This window comes from Bradyrhizobium sp. WSM2254 (assembly GCF_000472645.1).
Lineage (GTDB): Bacteria > Pseudomonadota > Alphaproteobacteria > Rhizobiales > Xanthobacteraceae > Bradyrhizobium > Bradyrhizobium niftali.
Map to the genome: position 1 here is coordinate 74575 of NZ_AXAB01000022.1, position 15567 is coordinate 90141.

Below are 15567 nucleotides of genomic sequence, written 5' to 3' on the forward strand. Positions count from 1 at the left end.
TTTCCTCAGCGAACTCGATGCGCGATAAGCCGATGCCGATGCCGATGCCGATCGGCATCGGCAAGAGTTTGTCCTCGTGAACCAAGCACGCGCCATCTCTTCGTCCGTCGGCAGACTGCGGTGATCAATCCGATCCGAGCGCATCTCGCCGAGTTTTGCATTGTCGCGCCGATCGGACGTAGGGGTCTCGATCAACCGCTTGGTAAACGGGAAAGTATCGATCTTCGATCTTTATCAGGGAGATCAAAAGATCAGTCATGATGGACAATCCAACTGCCTGGTCCAGGCGTCGACGATGTCCGATCCACGATCGCTAACGCCGCAGATAAATTTCCGCCGAGGCACCAGGTATGCCGGCGGCCTGGTCGCGATTGGAGTGATCTATTTCGTCCTGGCAAAAGGCGGCCTCGCTCTCGCCTCTGTTCATCCCAGTGCAACGCCAATTTGGCCACCGACGGGTCTCGCGCTGGCGGCGGTGCTGTTGTGGGGATATCGGACCTGGCCCGCGATCTTCATTGCAGCGGTGATCGCCAATGCGACCACCGCCGGCTCCGTTGCCACCGCAATTGCGATTGCGACCGGCAACACTCTTGAGGCCGTTGTTGGCGCTTATCTGGTCAATCGATGGTCGCGCGGACGTCATACGTTTTCGAGGCCAAATTCCGTCGCGAAGTTTGCTCTGATCTGCATCGTGATCGCGACGCCGATCAGCGCCAGCATTGGACTGACCAGCCTGGCGACCGCCGGGTACATCGATCGGGCCAACTTTGCGGACGCCTGGGTCACATGGTGGCTGGGAGATGTGACCGGCGCGCTGGTCATTGCCCCCGTTATCGTGCTTTGGGCATCAAGCCACGACCATGCTTTCAACCGCGATGATTGTTTGGAGACGGTCGGCGTCCTCGCAACAGCGGCGGCCGTTGGACTCATTGCTTTCAGTCCCCTGATCGCGCAAACGCCGGGCAGAGATCCACTGGGTTTTCTCGCGATCCTGCCAATGTTGTGGGCGGCGCTGCGCCGCGGCCCACGTGACACCGCAACGGTTGCGCTGGTGCTTGCCGGCATCACGGTCTGGGGGACGCTCACGGGCGGCGGCCCCTTCACGACCGCGGACCTCAACGTTTCATTCCTGCTGGTGTTGATGTTCCTGATCAGCATTACGGTTCCGAGCTTGTTACTGAGTGCCGACGTCGAGGTCCGCAAGAGGGGGGAGAAACGTCTGCGCCGCGCGCAGGTCGAACTCGAACGGAAGGTCGCGGAGCGTACGCACGAGCTCGAGCTCGCCAATGCAGCAAAATCGCGCTTCCTTGCCATGGCAAGCCACGATTTGCGGCAGCCGTTGCATGCACTGGGCTTGTTCATTGCCCAGCTGCGCATGCCGCTCAGATCGGGGGAACGGACAAGGACGATCGAGCTGGTCGATGCGACGCGCAAGGAAATGGATGAAATGCTCAATTCGTTGCTGGATATGTCCAAGCTGGATGCTGGAATCCTCATCCCCACAATTACCGAATTCCCGATCGCGCGCCTGTTGCAAAAAATTGAGACGACGTTTGATCAGGCAACGCGAGAAACGGGCTTGCGTCTACGCGTCAGGCGAAGCGACGCCTGGGTGCGGAGCGACGCCATGCTGCTCGAACGCATACTGCTCAATTTGGTATCCAACGCTGTGCGCTATACGTTGCGGGGTGGGATCATTGTCGGCTGTCGCCGCCGCGGTCAAATGTTGCGCATCGAAGTATGGGATAGTGGTCCCGGCATTCCCGAGGATCAGAAGCAGAATATCTTTGGCGAGTTCATTCAACTGGCCGCCCGAGACCGGAGCCGGTACGGCAGCATGGGGCTCGGCTTGGCTATTGTCGACAGGCTTCGCCTGCTTCTCAACCATCCAATCGACTTGGCTTCGACCGTGGGCCGAGGTTCGCGATTCGCGATCCTGGTTCCGATGGCCGATGAACGCGACACATCCGCCGAGCCCGTCGACTCTCCCCACCCCGCGGCCTTTGCCGTCGAAGGCAAGGTCGTTCTTGTTATTGCCGATGCTCCAATTGTCCAGGAGGGAACGGGCGGATTGCTGGGCAGATGGGGATACACCGCCCTTACCACCGCATCCGACGAGGCGGCACTGATCCGACTTGCGGAGCGCCAACAGCGCCCCGATCTCATCATCTCGGATTATCACCTTGCGAATGGAAAGACCGGGATCCGAGCCATTGAAAAACTCAATGCGGCGTTTGGTTCATCCATTCCCGCTATTCTCATCAGCGGCGATACGGCACCTGAACCAGCACGCGAGGTCAAGGATAGAGGATACATTTTGCTGCACAAGCCTGTCGACCCGATGCGGCTCCGCGCTGTCATGCACGAGCTCTTGATGGATCATGACGATGGGAGGGATACCCGGGCGGCTTCATGACTCGGATTTCGACGGCGATTCCCAGCCCATTTTTCCTACTTTTATGACTGCCTCGGTGCGGCTCGTTACGCTGAGCGCCTTGAGAACGACCGTGATGTGATTTTTCACTGTCGGCACTGCCATGTTGAGCGTCTTGGCAATGATCTTGTTGCTTTTTCCCTTCATCAGGAGCGCAAGCACTTCGATCTGCCGATCGGTCAATCCGAGACCCCTGAGAAAGTCGGGCGTCGTTGGTTCATTCGTAAGCCGCGGAGACGGTGTTTCCTCCAGAATTTCAGAGGGAATGTAAATACCGCCGGAGAACACCAACTCAATGGCGTTGAGCATGACCTCGCGTTCGGTCGTTTTAGGGATGAAACCCAGCGCGCCAAGTTTGAAAGCGCGCTTGACCGTGTCTTGATCATTCGAGGACGAAAGAATGATGATGGCAATGGTCGGGTAGCTGTCTCGCAGTTCGCGGAGGACAGAGAAGCCATCTCTGTCGGGCAAATTGATATCAAGCAAGATGAGGCTGATGTCGGGATGTTCCTCGACTATGTCCACTGCCTGACGGCTGCTCGAAGCTTCAAATATGACGGCTTCTCGCTTCAGCTGTCTCAGGACGGCGCATAACGCCTCGCGTATCAATGCATGATCGTCAACAATAAGGACTTTCATGAAAAGCTCTCCGTCATCCCGTGGCGCGGAGATCCGATTTGAGAAATCATACACCCGCCTTTGGGTCTTTGGCGAGGAAGAGGCTGGCGGGAAGACTGGCCCCGAAACCGTCCATTCTTCATCGCTGGTCCAACCAGCGGCTCACGGTTAGGCACTCAAGATAGAAGTTGAATGCCGTTGTATGCTGTAATTGTAATCAGCTCACGGGACGCCAAAAAAGCGCGTGCGGACCACAGGAGGCGCGGAATTCAGACTGCGGATATCCGTAGGTACCTTGATCCTAGGACCTAGGAACCCCTCCGTGAGGACCTCCGGCTGATTTACGCGCTGTGCCGTTGAACGATAATCGTCAACCGACAGCCTCCTGCGCCAGGAGGTTCTACCAGGCGTCGCCGTAATTCGGGTTCGGCGCGGCTGATTTTTTTCGTCGGTTTCGGTCCCTCTTGAAACGTGCTCGGACGCCGGACGGGGAACCAGATGCTTGATCGAACTGCCACCCCGAAGCCATTCGCAGGCGCGCTGCCGGAGCTGAACGGCTACGGCCGCGATCTGCGCATTGATGCCTGCCGTGGCATCGCGCTCTGGTGGATCTTTCTTGACCATGTCCCCAACAACATCGGGAGCTGGCTGACGCTGCGCAACTACGGCTTCAGCGATGCCGCGGAAGTATTCATGTTTCTTTCGGGTTTGACCTGTGCGCTGTCCTACGGCAAGGCACGGCAGAGCGGGGGCTGGAGCGGCGCGATCGGCCGGACGCTGTGGCGAAGCTGGGATATCTATGTCGCATTTCTACTGCTCACCCTCGGCTGCGCCATCGTGGTTCACCTCGCAGGCGGCGGCCCTCTTGCCGACAAGAGCAATACGCGCATTCTGTTGGATCAGCCGGGCGTGACGCTCGCGCACGCGGCGATCCTGCAATACCGCCCGGTGAATACGGACATCTTGCCGCTCTTCGTGCTTTTTCACCTCCTGTTCGCGCCGCTGCTGTGGCTGCTGCTGCGAGCGCCGAACGCAACGCTGGGCGCGTCGTTGCTTCTTTACACACTGGTGCACGTCTTCGGCTGGACCATCCCGGCATGGCCGAACGGCCACTGGTTCTTCAATCCGCTGGCCTGGCAGCTGCCGCTTGTGCTTGGCGCGTGGTGGATCATCGAGGGCAAGAGATTTCGACCGTGGCTGACCTCACGCACCGTGCTTGTTGCCGCGGTGCTCTATCTGCTGATCAGCCTCATCATCGCATTGAGCTTTAGCGTCAAACCGCCGGAAGCGTTGGTCCCGCAGGCACTCCTGACGCTGTTTTACCCGATGGACAAATCGAATCTTGCTCCATTGCGACTGCTGCATTTTCTGGCCCTTGCAGTTTTGGCCGCATGGCTCGTGCCTCGCGATTGGCGAGGGCTGACGACGCCGGTGATGCGTGGTGCCATTCTCTGTGGCCAGAATTCGCTGCCGATCTACTGCCTTGGCGTTCTGCTGACGCTGGTCAGCCACCTGGCGCTGCTCGACATCTCGGAGGGGCCGACGATGCAGATCGCGCTCAGTGTTGCTGGCGTCCTGGTGATGGTCGGGGTGGCGGCGCTGCTGAATTTGATCGCGATCAAACCCAGGCAGCAGCCTCACGCGAAGGCCGTCGAGCAGCCAGCCAGGGTTGAGCCGGTCATCAATCCCATGACAGCCAGGGCGCTCGGCGTTGACATTCCGCCCGGGTTGCTCGCCTGTGCCGACGAGGTTGATCTACTAAAGATGCTGTTTGCCCCCGTGCGCGAGTCCGGCTGCGGCGCGGATCCAGTGCCAGCAATCGCGCACGCCTTCGGGCCACCAGCGAAAAGTGTGGGTCAGGACGTGGACTAGATCGCAAGGACTGACAGGGATTGTGGAGCCTGCCCCTTAATCTTGCGGTTATCGTACAGGAGCCAAGGCCATGATGTCTCAGCCAAGGACCCACAAGAGAGCGATGCTGATCGCGGCGTACGTGATATTTGCCTGCGTAGCGGCATTTCTGTCGGTCAACCTGACATCACCCACCAGCGCCGCGCTCGGCGCGGACTGGCAGTGCAGTCGGTTTGCGCTCGTATTCACGAGCTGCATTCCGGTGGGTGCACACGAGACCGTTTCCGCTGGCATGCCCAAGCTGACCCACCAGAAGCCGCACGCCATGCTGCGAATGTAAGCTGAAATCAGAGGACACCCTCTTGCGGACCCGCTACCGTGCGCGCACCCCCTGTCCCTGTCGCTAGGGACAGACGGCAGCTCCTGAACGCGCTAGCTTGGCGGGACACAGCAGGAGGGCGAAGCTTGAGCACCGCGCCGCGCATCGACATCGATCCTGTCACGTTCTGGGCCGACCCCTATCCGATGCTCGCGACCATGCGCAAGGAGGCGCCGATCGCCTTCGTGCCGCAGCTCGGCTCGACGCTGCTGACGAGCCGCGACGACATCTCGATCTCCGAGAAGCAGATCGACGTGTTCTCCTCGCACCAGCCCGCCGGCCTGATGAACCGGCTGATGGGCCACAACATGATGCGCAAGGACGGCGAGGCGCATCAGGTCGAGCGCCGCGCGATGTTCCCGACGGTGTCGCCGAAGACGGTGAAGGCGCATTGGACGGCGCAGTTCCAGGCGCATGCCGACCGCATCATCGATGCGATCGAGCCGGGGCGGATCGACTTCATGCGCGACTTCGCGCTGCCGTTCTCCGGCGACTGCCTGAAGTCGATCACCGGCCTCACCAATATCGGCCTTGCCGAGATGGACGCCTGGTCGCAGGGCATGATCGAGGGCATCGCCAACTATGCCGGCGATCCCGCCGTCGAGGCGCGCTGCCATGCCGCGACGTCGGGCATCGACGCCGCGATCGACGACATCCTGCCGGTGATCACGAAGAACCCGGACCAGAGCATCCTCGGCGTCCTCGTCGCCTCCGGCATGCCAATGGAGAGCGTGCGCGCAAATGTCAAACTCGCGATCTCAGGCGGCCAGAACGAGCCGCGCAAGGCGATCGCCGGCACGGTGTGGGCGCTGCTGACCCATCCCGAGCAGCTCGATCTCGTCCGGCGCGGCGAAGTCTCCTGGCTCCAGGCCTTCGAGGAATATGCCCGCTGGATCTCGCCGATCGGCATGTCGCCGCGCCGCATCGCCAAGCCGTGGACGATCCGTGACGTGTTGTTCGAAACCGACGAGCGCGTGTTCCTGATGTTCGGCTCCGCCAACCGCGACGAGAAGCATTTCGAGCGCGCCGATCAGTTCGACGTACGGCGTGACACCACCAAGAGCGTCGCGTTCGGCGCCGGCCCGCATTTCTGCGCGGGCGCCTGGGCCTCGCGCGCCATGATCGCCGACGTCGCGCTGCCGACCGTGTTCGCGCGTGCCGGCCGGATCGAGGTCGCCAATGACGAGCCGGTGCGGATCGGCGGCTGGGCGTTCCGCGGGTTGCAGAACCTGCCGGTGCGATGGCATTAGCGCGCAAAGTGTCTGTGCTTCGCACCAGCGGGGTTGAGGCACGCGCTTGCTACAGCTGAGGTGTCATCGCCCGCCTTGTGCGCGGTTGCGCACTGGGGCGGGCGATCCAGTATTCCATAGGCAGACGTTGGATACGGAAACGCCGCGGCGTACTGGATTCCCCGCCGGAGCCTGTCATCGGGCTCGCCGAAGGCGAGACCCGTTCGCGGGGAATGACAGCGGAGGTGGAAGGGAGCTTCGCGCCACGACAGCTCCCATTCGCCGATTATGCCATCATGCTCCTGTCTTGCCCGACGGGTCAAACGACTCGGCCTGCCGCGCAAGTCATTGATCGGGCTATGGTCGGCTACTGTGCATGGGGTTGTTTTCGACGTTTTATGTTCCGGCCCTGCATCGTCGCACCAAATCCGTGCGGCGCTCACATTCGCGTGCGGAAAAATTCTCCCTGCATCATCGCGGCCGCTTGAAAGATTAATCATGCGCCCTGCCACGCGCGCAGTGCTTGCATCGCTATTTTCCCCGGCGTCTCGACACTCCTCCCGCTCCGCACCATCATTCCCGAACGCGAATGAATGACGGCCGCATGCGGCCGGGAGTGTGGAATGCAGCGTCGTGACTTTCTGAGACTTTCCGTTGGGACGGCAGCGGCAGCTGCGTTCGCCTCGCGCGCCGTCGCGCAAGGCGCGGTGAAGGAAATTCGTATCGGCTACCAGAAGACCGGCGTGCTGGTCATCACGCGCCAGCAGGCCACCCTGGAAAAACATTTCACGCCGCAGGGCATCGAAGTGAAATGGGTCGAGTTCTCCTCGGGTCCCCCGATGATGGAGGCGATGAATGTCGGCAGCGTCGACTATGGCGCGGTCGGCGATTCGCCGCCGGTGTTCGCGCAGGCCGCAGGCGCGGCGATCGTCTATGCCGCCGGCCAGCCCATCACCAATGGCCAGGGCATATTGGTGCCGAAGGATTCGCCGATCCGCATCCTCGCCGACCTGAAAGGCAAGCGTATCGGATTCACCAAGGGGTCCAGCGCCCACAATGTCGTGGTGCAGACGCTGGAGAAGGCGGGCCTCACCTATGCCGACATCACCCCGGTCTACCTGACGCCCCCGGACGCGGGTCCTGCGTTTGCCAATGGCAGCATCGAGGCCTGGGCGATCTGGGATCCGTACTTCGCGATCGGCGAGACCAGGCAGAACGGCCGCATCCTGATCAATTCGCGGGAGGTCACCAAGACCAATTCCTTCTACATCGCCAACCGCGATTTCGCCAGGAACCACGGCGCCATCCTGCAACAGATCGTCGATGTGACGACCGCGACCGGCAAATGGGCCGAACAGCACCGCGACGAAGTCGCCAAATCGCTGGCCGCGATCACCGGCGTCCCGCTGGACATCCAGACCGTCGCCGCCAACCGCTCGAACTTCGTGATCGGTCCCGTCACAGACGACATCGTCACGACCCAGCAAGGCGTCGCCGACCGCTTCTACAAGCTCGGCCTGATCCCCAAGCCGATCGTCATTCGCGACATCGTCTGGCGCAATCCGGCAGCCTGATCGTGCCGACCAATCTCCCCGTTTCAAAAGGTCTGAACATGAGACGCATCGTTCAACGCGTGATCGCAGCCATCGTCATGTCGGTCGGCATCGTCGCGGCCGCCGTCGGCACGACCTATGGCTAGTCATCGGAGCCCATCCATGAGCCAATCCAAAAGCAACATCCTCTGGTTCCTGCCGACCCATGGCGACGGTCGTTATCTCGGCACCGGCATCGGCGGCCGCGAGGTCAACTTCAACTATCTGCGCCAGATCGCGCAGGCGGCCGACCAGCTCGGTTATTTCGGCGTGCTGCTGCCGACCGGACGGTCTTGCGAGGATTCCTGGATCGTGGCCTCGAGCGTGGCGCCGTTCACCGAGCGCCTGCGCTATCTCGTGGCGGTCCGACCCGGCCTGCAATCGCCGAGCGTGGCGGCGCGCATGACGGCGACGCTCGACCGCATCACTAACGGCCGGCTCCTGGTCAACGTCGTCACCGGCGGCGATCCCGTCGAGAACAAGGGCGACGGCATTTTCCTTGGCCATGACGAGCGCTACGAGGTCACCCGCGAGTTCCTCAACGTCTATAGCGACCTGCTTGCCGGCAGGACCGTCAATGTCGAGGGCAAGCACATCCGTATCGAGGATGGCAAGCTGCTGTTCCTCCCGGTGCAGTCGCCGCGTCCGCCGCTCTATTTCGGCGGCTCGTCGGATGCCGGCATCGATGTCGCCGTCGACACCGTCGACAAATACCTCACCTGGGGCGAGCCGCCGGCGCAGGTCGCCGAGAAGATCGCGAAGGTGAGGGACGTTGCCGCCGCGCGCGGGCGCAAGCTGTCCTTCGGCATCCGCCTTCACGTCATCGTCCGCGAGACCAATGAGGCGGCCTGGCAGGCGGCGGGTGAGCTGATCAAGCATGTCAGCGACGACACCATCGCCACGGCACAGAAGAACTTTGCGCGCATGGACTCGGTCGGCCAGCAGCGCATGGCGCAGCTGCATGGCGGCAGGCGCGACAAGCTCGAGATCGCGCCCAATCTCTGGGCCGGCGTCGGCCTCGTACGCGGCGGCGCCGGCACGGCGCTGGTCGGCGATGCCCAGACCGTCGCGGCGCGCATCAAGGAGTATCAGGATATCGGCATCGATACCTTCATCATGTCGGGCTATCCGCATCTGGAGGAAGCCTATCGCTTTGCCGAGCTGGTGTTCCCGCTGCTCTCGCTCGACCACGGCAGCAACGTGACGCGGCTGCATCACAACAGCGGTCCGTTCGGCGAAACCGTCGGCAACGACTACCGTCCGCATAAACTGGCATCGCAATCATGAGCCTCATCGACAGTATTTCTCTGCCACGTAGGGTCCGCCTGCCGCGCGCGGACGGCCTGGTCCAGTGGATCGTGCCGCTCGCCATCATCGCGATCTGGCAGCTCGCCTGCGTCACCGGCTTCGTGCCGACGCGCGTGCTGCCGGCGCCGAGCGACGTCGCGCTCGCCGGCTGGAAGCTGCTGCTCTCCGGCGAGCTCGTGCGCAACATCTGGGTCTCGTTCTGGCGCGCCTCGATCGGCTTTTTGATCGGCGGCAGCATTGGCTTCGCCTTCGGGCTTGCCAACGGCCTGTCGCAGCTCTCGGCAAGGCTCACCGACACCACGCTCCAGATGGTCCGCAACGTGCCGCATCTGGCGCTGATCCCGCTGGTCATCCTGTGGTTCGGCATCGACGAGAGCGCAAAGCTGTTCCTGGTGGCGCTCGGGGTGTTCTTCCCGATCTACCTCAACACGCTGCACGGCATCCGCACCGTCGATCCCCAGCTGATCGAGATGGGCCGCATCTACGGCATGAGCGACGGCGAATTGTTCCGCCGGGTGATCTTCCCGGGCGCGCTGCCATCGATCTTCGTCGGCATCCGCTTTGCGCTCGGCATCATGTGGCTGACCCTGATCGTCGCCGAGACGATCGCGGCGTCCTCGGGCCTCGGCTACATGGCGATGCAGGCGCGCGAGTTCATGCTGATCGACGTCGTCGTGCTCTCGATCCTGATCTACGCCCTGCTCGGCAAGCTCGCCGACAGCGCCTCCCGCGTGCTGGAGCGGGCGACGCTCTCCTGGCACCCCGCCTTCCAGAAACGTTGAGCAGAAATACTGGAAATCACATGCAGACAGCCCTTCGGACCTCGCTTCCCGAAACCGAGCTCGCCAGCCGCGCCAATTTCGCACCTCACGCCCGCGTGGTGCGCGAGGAGCGGGTGGTGCAGACCAGCGGCCTTCCGCTCAGCATCCGTGGCCTGCGCAAATCGTTCGGCGACAACGAGGTGCTGCGTGGCATCGACCTGCATATCCCCGCCGGCCAGTTCGTCGCCATCGTCGGAAAGAGCGGCTGCGGCAAGAGCACGCTGCTGCGCCTGATCGCCGGCCTGGACAAGATCGATGCCGGTAGCATCAGCTTTGGCAGTGACGTCAAGCCCGAGGATATCCGCGTGATGTTCCAGGAGCCGCGGCTGCTGCCCTGGGCGCGCGTTCTCGCCAATGTCGAGGTCGGTCTCGGCCGCGATCGTTCGTCTGCCGATGCGCATGCGCGCGCCGAGAAGGCGCTGACCGAGGTTGGCCTCGCCGACAAGCGCGACCAGTGGCCCTCGGTGCTGTCGGGCGGCCAGAAGCAGCGCGTCGCGCTCGGCCGCGCGCTGGTCTCCCGTCCGCGCGTGCTGGCCTTCGACGAGCCGCTCGGTGCGCTGGACGCGCTGACCCGCATCTCGATGCAGCGGCTGCTGGAGCGGGTCTGGCGCGACCAGGGCTTTACCGCGATCCTGGTGACCCACGACGTTTCCGAGGCGGTCGCGCTGGCGGACCGGGTGCTGGTGATCGAGGAGGGCCGGATTGCCCATGACGTCGTGGTTAACGCAGCCCGGCCGCGGGAGCGCGGCTCGGCCGAGCTGGCAGGCCTCGAAGGCTCGATCCTGAGCCACCTTTTGTCGGCGGACGATCGTACCTAAATAGAGGGAACCCCGCTTCGGGGACCACGCCATGAATGTAGTGCCTCGCGATCTCATGACTGAAATCCCCGTCTCGCCCGCCGATTTCCGCGGCGCCATGCGCCACCTCACCGGCGGCGTCAGCGTCATCACCGCCGGGCGGGGCAAGGACATCACCGGCATGACGGTGACCTCGGTCACCTCGCTGTCGGTCGAACCGCCGACGCTGCTGGTCAGCATCAACCGCGATGCCTCGTCCTTCCCGCTGATCCGGCGTCACGGCGCCTTCGGCGTGAACATCCTCAACGCCGACCAGCTCGACGTCGCCGAGCGCTTTGCCGGCAAGGGCGGGCTCAAGGGCGCAGACCGTTTCGCCGGCGCCCGGTGGGTGACGGCGGTCTCGGGAGTCCCGCTGCTGGTCGGCGCATTGTCGGCCTTCGATTGCGAGGTCGAGGAGATCGTCGAGCGGCACTCGCACGGCATCGTCATCGGCCGTGTCAGGGACGTCAAGAGTTCGACGCGGACTGCGGCGCTCGCCTATTGGCACGGCCAGTACGTGGCGGTCGACCAGGACGAAGACGCCGCAAGGCTCGCCGAGGTCAGCCTTCCCTCGCGCAGCCGGCGCGGCATTTGATCGCCGCCGGCAGACGGCGCGGAAGGCTGGCCTTTTCCCACTCATCGCTCTAGAAGCGCCCTGAGCCGTCCCGCCGGGACGGCAATGGAGCGGAACGATGAAGCGCGTCGCGACCTGGGCCTTCTATGCCATCGGCGCGCTGGCGATCGCCTATCTCGCGCTCTACGCCTATGCGATGTTCAGCGGCCAGCCGATCATTCCCGGCGACCCCATCCACATCTTCCGCAAGCCGGACGCGCCGAGTTATTCGTAAGACTTGCAACCGTCATTCCGGGGCGCGCGTAAGCGCGAACCCGGAATCTCGAGATTCCGGGTTCGATGCTTCGCATCGCCCCGGAATGACGGGGATCACCCCCTCAAGATCGCCAGCGCCAGCGCCTGGGCGCGCGGCACGATGCTGTCGATCTCGAGATATTCCTCCGGTGTGTGCGCGAGCCCGCCGACCGGGCCGAGGCCGCAGATGGTCGGCGTGCCGACCGCGGCGGTGAAACCGGAATCGGCGCAGCCGCCGGAGAACTCGCCCTGGAGCGTGGTGAGGCCGACCTGCCTTGCGGCCGCCTGATAGCTTTCGAACAGCGTCTTCGAGGCCTCGCTCTGCACCACCGGCACGAACTCGCCCTTGATCGTCAGCGTTGCGCTCGTGCCCGGCACGTAGGAGGTTGCGACGATCGTCTCGATCGCGGCCATCACCGTGGCCCGGTCTGCGGGATCGACATAGCGCAGATCAATCTGGCCTTCGGCATAGGGTGCCGTCGTATTGACGGACTGGCCGCCCGAGACAAGGCCGACATTGAGCGTGATGCCCTTGTCGAGATTGGTCAACGCGTGGATCTGGACGATCTTGTGCGCGAGCTCGCCGATCGCGCTGACGCCGGCGGCGAAATTGGCGCCGGAATGCGCGGCTTTGCCGGTGATGGCCAGATGCATGAAGATGCCGCCCTTGCGGCCGGTGACGACGTTGCCCGTGGGGCGGCCCGGCTCGGAGTTGAACACCGCGCGCGCGGCGCGCCCCTCGCGCTCGATCACGGGACGTGACGAGGGCGAGCCGATCTCCTCGTCCGAGGTGATCAGCACCTTGATCGGATGCGGTGAGCCGCCGAATTTGTGGAAGGCGGTCGCCACGAACATGTTCATCACGACGCCGGACTTCATGTCGGCAACGCCGGGTCCATACGCGCGCTTGCCCTCAATCGTGAAGGGACGCCGTCCGGCCTCGCCCTTGCCGAACACGGTGTCGCGATGGCCCATCAACAGCACCGGTTTCTCGTTGCTGCCGGGCTTTGCCACCTCGGCATGGATCGCATCGCCGAAGGTGGAGTTGTTCTCGCGCCGGAACGGGATGCCGTGCTCGGCAAAGTGCCGCTCGAACCGCGCACCGACCGCATCGACGCCCTCCTTGTCGTAGGACCCGGAATCGATGTTCACGACATCGCGCAAGAGATCGATCATCGCCTGCTTCTGCGACGCCAGCCAGTCCGTGATTTGAGCTTCAGACATGTTTACCCTCGTGTGGTTCTCACGCGGGGTTATAGGGGGTCCCGCGCGTGCGACCTAGTCGGCGAACGCGGTACGGCCATGCCAAGGTTCGCGGGTTTGGCGTGCACTGCCTCCCCATCGTCGTCCCGGCCTAGTGCGCAATTGCGCACGGGGGGCCGGGACCCATACCGCGAGGTCTATCGAATGTGGATGGTCGGAGTACCTAGCAGCGAGTCTTCGCCAAACTGCTCGCTGTGATTATGGGTCCCGGCCTACGCCGGGACGACACCGGGGGTGTGGACGCACAACGGCTCTCCTTCGCCAGGACGACACCGGGGGTGTGGGCAGCAGCCTTAACGCTTCGGCTCCGCCATCGCCTCCACACCGCGGAGCTGGGTCGCGACGGTCAGCGCACCGATCTTCCGGCCCATGTCCTTGCCGACTTCGGTCGAGAACCGGTAGTGAAAGCCGGCCCAGATGCGCGCATTGGAGACTTCGTCGCTATAGTCCTGCAGCCGCGACCATTTGCGTGTGACCCCCGGTGCCGTGGGGCTGGTCAGAGAGAACTCGCCAAAATCCCCAACGACGCTCTGGAGCACGGTCGCAATCGCTGCCGACGTGATGCAGTGGGCGCAGGGATATTCCGGATGCATCGGCGTTTCCCCGAGCGGCAGCCAGGATGCATCACGAGGCGTTGCCGCATTCGACGTCAGGTCGGCGTTGCGTATGGCCGTGATCGGCCGCCAGAGATTGTAATGGTATTTTGCGTCGAACACGGCGACGAGGGCGTCGTTGCCGGCAATTGACGTCAGCGCGAACAGTCGGGCGCAGTCGACGAGATCCATGCCCTTGGCCGTTGCAGCCTGCCTCACGATGGGATTGTAGGTTCGGGCACCGACCAAGAACCAGAATCGTCCGATCGTCGTTTGCTCGGGCGTCCGGGTCGAGCTGCCTCGTCTACCGACCTCGCGGATCTCGTTGACGTCCCTGGTCCAGACCTCTGAATCGAGCGCCGGCGGCGGTCCGGGGCGGAACTGTGATCCGGACGCCATGACCCACGGCGTTGTCGCACCCGTGGTCGAGAAAAGCGGGACGACGGTTGGAACATAGGCACCCGGTGTGGTCAGGGGCCGGTACGTTTCCACGGCGTTGCTGCCATCCTTCGCACGAAGCTCCATGATCTGCGCCGCAGCCTCTTTCCCGAGCGCGATGCCGGCGATCTTGGACTCGCCCTCGGTAATCGGTGCCAGCGCGTTCGTCAGTGTCGCATCCAGATCCGGCTTGAGGTCCGGATAGATCGACAGCAGCACGTCGTGAGCCGCAACTGCCGCTGCGGCTTCCCGCGAGGTCGCGCGGTCCGCGGACAACGAGATCTTGTAGGGCGCGTAGCGGCGGTCGATCGCGTTGACGGCTTCGAACATTGCGACGTGCATCATTGACAAGGCCCGGCTTTGCGGCGCCGGCGGAATTTGCTTTTCGGCAGCGATCGCATCGGCCTTTGCGTTCCAGTCCATGATCACGTCAGCGCGTGCAAGCGGCACCGCGGCTGCGATCAGCGCTACAATCAGCGATAGGCGAGAGATGATCCACGACGAGCATTTCATGACGTGCCCTTTCGATGTGAAGGACGTTTCGCGAGGCCGTTGCGGCTCCGGCCGACATCGCGTCGTGCTGCTCGCGGACTCTAGCGATCTTGACGCAGTTCGATTGTGAACTGCTTCACTCGCCGGTCGAGGCCCAACCGAGAAGCAGATCTATCCTGGCCGACAGAACACTGGCGTTTCCGGATGGGTAGGCTTGGCTTACCGTTCGCGCTGCATTGTGGAGTCGGCTATAGTCGGCGCAAGCTGCCAGTTGGACGTGCCGAAGTCCGTAGCTCAATTTTCAAGGCAGCTCGCATGCCGTCGGCAGGCTGTGCCTTGCTCTCGTTTCAGAGCGTCTTTTCTAGGACGACATTGTCACCGGTGTAACCTCAACGGAGAGAAACATGCCGTTGTTCATCTCGTACGTCTCATACTCAAATGCCGGTATCAAGGGAATGGTCGACAAGCCGACCGATCGCACATCGGCCATCGGCGCGCTGGTCGAGAAGGCCGGTGGGAAGCTCCAGGGAGCTTTCATGACCACTGGTCAACACGATGCAGTGCTCGTCACGGAGTTTCCTGACGGCTCCGATGCCATTGCGATTGGAATGGTGGCCGCTGCGGCTGGCGCCGTCTCCAAGATCGAAACCGTACGCGCTTGGAAGATGAGCGAGTTCAAGAGCATCGCGGAGAAGGCTTCCAAACTCGTGAGCACCTACGTACCGCCGGGCAAGTAGGCCTGCGCGGGCGCGGCCAGGTCGGAGTATCTCCCCGCAGTCGTCCCGGCCTAGTGCGCAATTGCGCACTAGGCCGGGACGACACTGATTGTGTAGTGACTCGTTGCA

The 15567-nt window shown here is 63.0% G+C and carries 15 protein-coding genes; 12 read left to right on the forward strand and 3 right to left on the reverse strand.

Features of this window, described 5'->3' with window-relative positions:
• Window positions 1-160: 160 nt before the first annotated feature.
• Window positions 161-2416 carry an MASE1 domain-containing protein gene (locus A3M7_RS0116715; protein WP_027544955.1) on the forward strand — a complete coding sequence of 752 codons (2256 nt, stop codon included), beginning with the start codon at window positions 161-163 and terminating at the stop codon, window positions 2414-2416.
• Here A3M7_RS0116715 and A3M7_RS0116720 read toward each other — a convergent pair.
• The gene (locus A3M7_RS0116720; protein ID WP_027544956.1) at window positions 2411-3073 is read right to left on the reverse strand and encodes a response regulator transcription factor; all 663 of its coding nucleotides are present in this window, start codon (window positions 3071-3073) and stop codon (window positions 2411-2413) included. The genes A3M7_RS0116715 and A3M7_RS0116720 overlap by 6 nt on opposite strands.
• A 477-nt stretch (window positions 3074-3550) precedes the next feature.
• Between A3M7_RS0116720 and A3M7_RS0116725 the strand changes: the two genes are divergently transcribed.
• The 10 genes from A3M7_RS0116725 to A3M7_RS49670 all read left to right on the forward strand — a co-directional run bounded on the left by A3M7_RS0116725 (window position 3551) and on the right by A3M7_RS49670 (window position 11916).
• Window positions 3551-4924: an OpgC domain-containing protein gene (locus tag A3M7_RS0116725; protein ID WP_049823469.1), complete on the forward strand. Its 1374-nt coding sequence runs from the start codon at window positions 3551-3553 to the stop codon at window positions 4922-4924.
• A gap of 103 nt (window positions 4925-5027) precedes the next feature.
• On the forward strand, window positions 5028-5243 hold the full coding sequence (locus A3M7_RS44330; RefSeq protein ID WP_156936900.1) for a hypothetical protein: 216 nt from the start codon (window positions 5028-5030) through the stop codon (window positions 5241-5243).
• Window positions 5244-5368: 125 nt separating this feature from the next.
• Complete coding sequence (locus A3M7_RS0116735) at window positions 5369-6532, forward strand: cytochrome P450 (RefSeq protein ID WP_027544958.1); 1164 nt, start codon at window positions 5369-5371, stop codon at window positions 6530-6532.
• Between the two features lie 602 nt (window positions 6533-7134).
• Window positions 7135-8085 (forward strand): sulfonate ABC transporter substrate-binding protein, encoded by a 951-nt coding sequence (locus tag A3M7_RS0116740; protein ID WP_027544959.1) that lies wholly within the window; start codon window positions 7135-7137, stop codon window positions 8083-8085.
• Window positions 8086-8087: 2 nt separating this feature from the next.
• Entirely contained in the window at window positions 8088-8210 is a 123-nt protein-coding gene (locus A3M7_RS51045; protein ID WP_256374870.1) for a hypothetical protein, read from the forward strand.
• 16 nt (window positions 8211-8226) lie between these two features.
• Complete coding sequence (gene ssuD / locus A3M7_RS0116750) at window positions 8227-9390, forward strand: FMNH2-dependent alkanesulfonate monooxygenase (protein WP_027544960.1); 1164 nt, start codon at window positions 8227-8229, stop codon at window positions 9388-9390.
• The gene (ssuC, locus tag A3M7_RS0116755; RefSeq protein ID WP_027544961.1) at window positions 9387-10193 is read left to right on the forward strand and encodes an aliphatic sulfonate ABC transporter permease SsuC; all 807 of its coding nucleotides are present in this window, start codon (window positions 9387-9389) and stop codon (window positions 10191-10193) included. Before ssuD ends, ssuC begins: the two co-directional genes overlap by 4 nt.
• Before the next feature lie 20 nt (window positions 10194-10213).
• Complete coding sequence (locus A3M7_RS0116760; RefSeq protein WP_027544962.1) at window positions 10214-11050, forward strand: ATP-binding cassette domain-containing protein; 837 nt, start codon at window positions 10214-10216, stop codon at window positions 11048-11050.
• Window positions 11051-11081: 31 nt separating this feature from the next.
• Complete coding sequence (locus A3M7_RS0116765) at window positions 11082-11663, forward strand: flavin reductase family protein (RefSeq protein WP_027544963.1); 582 nt, start codon at window positions 11082-11084, stop codon at window positions 11661-11663.
• Window positions 11664-11760: 97 nt separating this feature from the next.
• Complete coding sequence (locus tag A3M7_RS49670; protein WP_027544964.1) at window positions 11761-11916, forward strand: hypothetical protein; 156 nt, start codon at window positions 11761-11763, stop codon at window positions 11914-11916.
• 95 nt (window positions 11917-12011) lie between these two features.
• Here A3M7_RS49670 and A3M7_RS0116775 read toward each other — a convergent pair whose 3' ends face one another.
• Window positions 12012-13160, reverse strand: coding sequence for a M20 family metallopeptidase (locus A3M7_RS0116775; protein ID WP_027544965.1), 1149 nt, complete (start codon window positions 13158-13160; stop codon window positions 12012-12014).
• Window positions 13161-13492: 332 nt separating this feature from the next.
• Complete coding sequence (locus A3M7_RS0116780) at window positions 13493-14743, reverse strand: vanadium-dependent haloperoxidase (protein WP_027544966.1); 1251 nt, start codon at window positions 14741-14743, stop codon at window positions 13493-13495.
• A 383-nt stretch (window positions 14744-15126) separates the two neighbouring features.
• On the opposite strand from A3M7_RS0116780, the gene A3M7_RS0116785 reads away from it, so the two are divergent.
• Window positions 15127-15459 carry a GYD domain-containing protein gene (locus A3M7_RS0116785; protein WP_027544967.1) on the forward strand — a complete coding sequence of 111 codons (333 nt, stop codon included), beginning with the start codon at window positions 15127-15129 and terminating at the stop codon, window positions 15457-15459.
• Window positions 15460-15567: the final 108 nt, after the last annotated feature.

Bases quoted from the DNA above. Each gene is read 5' to 3' on its own strand.
- A3M7_RS0116720 (WP_027544956.1), bottom strand. From the start codon at position 3,073: ATGAAAGTCCTTATTGTTGACGATCATGCATTGATACGCGAGGCGTTA.
- A3M7_RS0116725 (WP_049823469.1), top strand. From the start codon at position 3,551: ATGCTTGATCGAACTGCCACCCCGAAGCCATTCGCAGGCGCGCTGCCG.
- A3M7_RS44330 (WP_156936900.1), top strand. From the start codon at position 5,028: ATGCTGATCGCGGCGTACGTGATATTTGCCTGCGTAGCGGCATTTCTG.
- A3M7_RS0116740 (WP_027544959.1), top strand. From the start codon at position 7,135: ATGCAGCGTCGTGACTTTCTGAGACTTTCCGTTGGGACGGCAGCGGCA.
- ssuD (WP_027544960.1), top strand. From the start codon at position 8,227: ATGAGCCAATCCAAAAGCAACATCCTCTGGTTCCTGCCGACCCATGGC.
- ssuC (WP_027544961.1), top strand. From the start codon at position 9,387: ATGAGCCTCATCGACAGTATTTCTCTGCCACGTAGGGTCCGCCTGCCG.
- A3M7_RS0116760 (WP_027544962.1), top strand. From the start codon at position 10,214: ATGCAGACAGCCCTTCGGACCTCGCTTCCCGAAACCGAGCTCGCCAGC.
- A3M7_RS0116765 (WP_027544963.1), top strand. From the start codon at position 11,082: ATGAATGTAGTGCCTCGCGATCTCATGACTGAAATCCCCGTCTCGCCC.
- A3M7_RS49670 (WP_027544964.1), top strand. From the start codon at position 11,761: ATGAAGCGCGTCGCGACCTGGGCCTTCTATGCCATCGGCGCGCTGGCG.
- A3M7_RS0116775 (WP_027544965.1), bottom strand. From the start codon at position 13,160: ATGTCTGAAGCTCAAATCACGGACTGGCTGGCGTCGCAGAAGCAGGCG.
- A3M7_RS0116780 (WP_027544966.1), bottom strand. From the start codon at position 14,743: ATGAAATGCTCGTCGTGGATCATCTCTCGCCTATCGCTGATTGTAGCG.
- A3M7_RS0116785 (WP_027544967.1), top strand. From the start codon at position 15,127: ATGCCGTTGTTCATCTCGTACGTCTCATACTCAAATGCCGGTATCAAG.